We start from the raw sequence: 4,239 nt of genomic DNA, 5'->3' as shown, positions 1-4,239 counted from the left end.
GTCTCGGCGAGCAACTTATCCACACCCGGTCAGACAGCTCGATGAACAACCGGATGTGGATAAGTGAAAGCGGCGACGATCAGCGGCCCGACAATTCGCTCTTCGGCACCGTCACGCCGTGCTCCTTGAGCACCTCGGCATAGCCTTCGCGGAAGGTCGGGTAGCGGAAGGTGTAGCCGCTCTCGAGCAAAAGGGCATTGCCGCAGCGCTTGCTGGAACGCCGCCGCAGCGGTGACTGGATCACCTCGGTGGACTCGACCTTGAGCTGACGCGCCAACCAGGCCATCACTTCGTGCAGCGGTGCGCCATCGCAGTCGGTGGCCAGATAGATCGGCTCGACCGGCTTGCCCTCGAGGCTCAGCGCGATCAGGTGCGCCAGCACGCCCGCGCAGTCGTCACGGTGGATGCGGTTGGAGTAGAGTGGCGGGTTGCTGGCGGCGATGCGACCATCACGCGCCTGGCGGATCAGCATGTCGCGGCCCGGCCCGTAGATGCCGGAGAAGCGCACCACGGTGCCGTTGAGCGAGGAATCGAGCAGTGCCTGCTCGCCTTCGCGCATCAACTGGCCCGAGAAGCTGGTGGCATCGGTGGGCGACTGCTCGTCGACTTCCTCGCCATCCTTCTGGGCGTAGACGGAGGTCGAGGACACGAACAGCACGCGGGTCGGCGGCTTGGCGCGCGACTCGAGCTCCGTCACCAGCGCCCGAATGCCATCGACGTAAGCGGCGCGATAGGCCTCTTCGTCGAAACGGTCGGCGCTCAGCACATGTACCACCGTGTCGGCATCTGGCAAGCTGGCCAGTGCACCTTCGGCAGTGATGTCCAATGCCAGCGTCTCGATGCCGAGATCCGCAAGCTTGGACACATCGCGCCTGACACCAATGACGTGCTGACCGGCCTTGAGCAGTTCACGCGCCAGCGCGCTGCCAACGTCGCCACAACCGAGGATGAGACTCGTCTTCTTCACCTTTGCCGTGCTCCTTGGTAAAACGAATCGGTACCCACCGCATCCCAGGATGCCAGTTCCGGGCAGGAATCATGACTCTAACAGAACTCCGCTACATCGTAACCTTGGCCCAGGAGCGTCATTTCGGACGCGCCGCAGAGCGCTGCTTCGTCTCGCAGCCCACCCTGTCGGTGGCCGTCAAGAAGCTTGAGGAAGAGCTGGGAGTCGCACTGTTCGAGCGTTCCAAGTCCACCGTACAGGTCACACCGCTCGGCGAGAAGATCGTTCAGCAGGCTCAGCGCGTGCTGGAGCAGTCCAGCGTGATCAAGGAACTGGCCAATTCCGGCAAGGATCAGCTCTCCAGCCCGTTGCGCATCGGCGCCATCTATACCATTGGACCGTATCTTTTCCCGCACCTGGTGCCGGAACTGACGCGGCGTGCGCCGAAGATGCCGCTCTACATCGAGGAAGGCATGACCGGCGACCTGCGTCGCAAGCTGCGCAATGGCGAGCTGGACGTGATCATCGTCGCGCTGCCGTTCACCGAGACCGACGTGCTGACCAAGATCCTCTACGAAGAGCCCTTCGAAGTCCTGCTGCCGGCCGGCCACCCCCTGCTCGAGCAGGACAGCATCGCCAAGGAACAGTTGATCAACGAGCGTCTGCTGATGCTCGGCGAGGGCCACTGCTTCCGTGATCAGATTCTCGAGGCCTGCCCGGCCATCGGCAATCAGATCAACAACCCCGAGAATACGCTGATCGCCGAAGGCGGCTCGCTGGAAACCATCCGCCACATGGTCGCCTCCGGTCTCGGTATCACCGTGCTGCCCTACTCGGCGACCGGTACCGGTCATTACGAGAGCGGCGTGCTCGAGACGCGGCCCTTCAAGGACCCGGCGCCCAGTCGCAGCGTGGCGCTGGCATGGCGTGCCAGCTTCCCACGCCCCAAGGCCATCGACGTGATCAGCCAGGCGATCGCCGAGTGCTCCAATCGTGCGCGCCAGAGCAATGAGAACGGCATGCAGGGCTCCGCTTCCCAGAGCCACGAACCGGCATGAGCAGGGCGGGCACGGAAGCCTCACCTGCCGGGCCCGCCAGCGCCGGTGTCTTCGCCACCGGCGCGCTGGCCCAACCGCTGGACAGCCTGAGCGGCGTCGGCCCCGCGCTGAGCGAGAAGCTGTCGCGCCTCGGGCTGGAGCGCGTCGCAGACCTGCTGTTCCACCTGCCGCTGCGCTATCAGGACCGCACCCGCGTCACGCCCATCGGCACGCTCAAGAGCGGCATGGAGGCGGTGGTGGAAGGCGAGGTGACGGCCTGTGACATCGTCAAGGGCCGTCGCCGCAGCCTGCTGGTACGCCTGCGCGATGGCAGCGGCATCCTCAGCCTGCGCTTCTTCCACTTCTCTCCCGCCCAGCAGCAGCAATTCCAGCGTGGCCATAGCGTGCGCTGCTTCGGCGAGGCACGCGCCGGGGCCACCGGTCTCGAGATCTACCATCCGGAATACCGCCTGCTCGGCCAGGGTGCCGCGCCGGTGGAAGACCACCTCACGCCCATCTATCCGGCCACCGAAGGCCTCAATCAGGCGCGCCTGCGTGCCTTGATCGCCCAGGCGCTCAAGCAGCTCGAGGAGACGCCCCATGAGCTGCCGGACCTGATCCCCGAGGCGTTGCGCACACGCTTTCGCCTGCCCGGCGTGATCGAGTGCCTGCGCTTTCTGCACGAGCCACCGCCGGATGCGCCCGTCGACCAGATGAGCGACGGCGTGCACCCGAGTCAGCGCCGCCTCGCCCAGGAAGAATTGCTCGCCCACCAGCTGAGCCTGCGTCAGGTGCGCGCGCGTATCCAGCAGGATGGCGCGCCCTCGCTGAGCGCCAGTGGCGGGCTCAGCACGCGCTTTCTCGCCCAGCTGCCCTTCTCGCTGACCGGCGCCCAGCATCGCGTGCTGGAAGATGTGCGCCGTGACCTGGCGCGCGAAGTGCCGATGCTGCGTCTGGTGCAGGGCGATGTGGGCTCGGGCAAGACGGTGGTCGCCGCGCTGGCGGCGCTGATCGCGATCGGCGGCGGCTGTCAGGCGGCCCTGATGGCGCCTACCGAGATTCTCGCCGAGCAGCACTATCGCAACTTCCGCGAATGGCTGGAGCCATTGGGCATCGAGGTGGCGTGGCTGGCCGGCAAGCTCAAGGGCAAGGCGCGGCTGGATGCCAAGGCCGCCATCGCCGATGGCCGGGCGCGCATGGTAGTCGGCACGCATGCGCTGTTTCAGGCCGATGTGACCTTCCAGCGCCTGGGGCTGGCGATCGTCGATGAGCAGCACCGCTTCGGCGTGCATCAGCGCCTCGCGTTGCGGGCGAAGGGGGAAGCCGGTGGCCTGACACCGCACCAGCTGATCATGACCGCGACGCCGATTCCGCGCACCCTGGCGATGAGCGCCTACGCCGATCTCGACCTGTCGGTGATCGACGAGCTGCCGCCGGGGCGCACCCCGGTGCAGACCGTCGCGGTGGCCGACCCGCGCCGCCCCGAGGTGGTCGAGCGCATCCGCGCCGCCTGCTCCGAGGGCCGTCAGGCCTATTGGGTGTGTACGCTGATCGAGGAATCCGAGGTGATGACCTGCCAGGCTGCCGAGGTGACGCGTGACGAGCTGACCGAGGCGCTGCCGGAGCTGTCCATCGGCCTGGTCCATGGCCGCATGAAGGCGGCCGAGAAGGCCGAGGTGATGGCGGCGTTCAAGGACGGCGAGCATGACCTGCTGGTGGCGACCACGGTGATCGAGGTCGGGGTCGATGTGCCGAATGCCAGCCTGATGGTGATCGACAATCCCGAGCGTCTCGGCCTGTCGCAGCTGCACCAGCTGCGTGGCCGTGTCGGGCGTGGCAGCACCGAGAGCTTCTGTGTGCTGCTCTATCATCCGCCGCTGTCGCAGCACTCCAAGCAGCGCCTGGCGGTGATGCGCGAGACCACCGACGGCTTCAAGATCGCCGAGAAGGACCTGGAGCTACGCGGGCCCGGCGAAGTGCTGGGCACGCGTCAGACAGGGCTGGCGGGGATGAAGATCGCCGATCTCGAGCGTGACAGTGACCTGATCGCCCCGACCACCACCCTGGCCGATGCCATCCTCAGCGAGGCCCCGCAGGCCGCGGAGCCCCTGATCCGCCGCTGGCTGGGCGAGGCGGCCGGGCAATACGGCGCCGTCTGAGCGCGCTGCCCGCTGCTCACCTGTCGCCCTCACGTATTCAAGCCGGACACTCGATCACTCGGCCCGCCGCGCCAGTCGCTCAGACAGCACTTGTCTT

At 66.7% G+C, this 4,239-nt stretch carries 3 protein-coding genes; 2 read left to right on the top strand and 1 reads right to left on the bottom strand.

From position 1 onward, the window contains the following. Nucleotides 1-79: 79 nt before the first annotated feature. Nucleotides 80-967 (bottom strand): SDR family oxidoreductase, encoded by an 888-nt coding sequence (locus AC4FAH_RS00660; RefSeq protein WP_043331750.1) that lies wholly within the window; start codon nt 965-967, stop codon nt 80-82. A gap of 71 nt (nt 968-1,038) precedes the next feature. Here AC4FAH_RS00660 and AC4FAH_RS00655 point away from each other — a divergent pair, with 71 nt between their 5' ends. Then, nucleotides 1,039-2,004 (top strand): hydrogen peroxide-inducible genes activator, encoded by a 966-nt coding sequence (locus tag AC4FAH_RS00655; RefSeq protein WP_052384315.1) that lies wholly within the window; start codon nt 1,039-1,041, stop codon nt 2,002-2,004. Then, complete coding sequence (gene recG / locus AC4FAH_RS00650) at nt 2,001-4,142, top strand: ATP-dependent DNA helicase RecG (RefSeq protein WP_225347447.1); 2,142 nt, start codon at nt 2,001-2,003, stop codon at nt 4,140-4,142. The genes AC4FAH_RS00655 and recG overlap by 4 nt, the downstream gene beginning before the upstream one ends. Nucleotides 4,143-4,239: the final 97 nt, after the last annotated feature.

The sequence above is a fragment of the Cobetia sp. genome (assembly GCF_983723665.1).
Note: the sequence above shows the minus strand (reverse complement) of the source record. Positions and strands in the feature narration are given on the sequence as shown.

Excerpts from the sequence above, each read along its gene's own strand:
- recG (WP_225347447.1), top strand. The coding sequence starts at position 2,001 with ATGAGCAGGGCGGGCACGGAAGCCTCACCTGCCGGGCCCGCCAGCGCC.
- AC4FAH_RS00655 (WP_052384315.1), top strand. The coding sequence starts at position 1,039 with ATGACTCTAACAGAACTCCGCTACATCGTAACCTTGGCCCAGGAGCGT.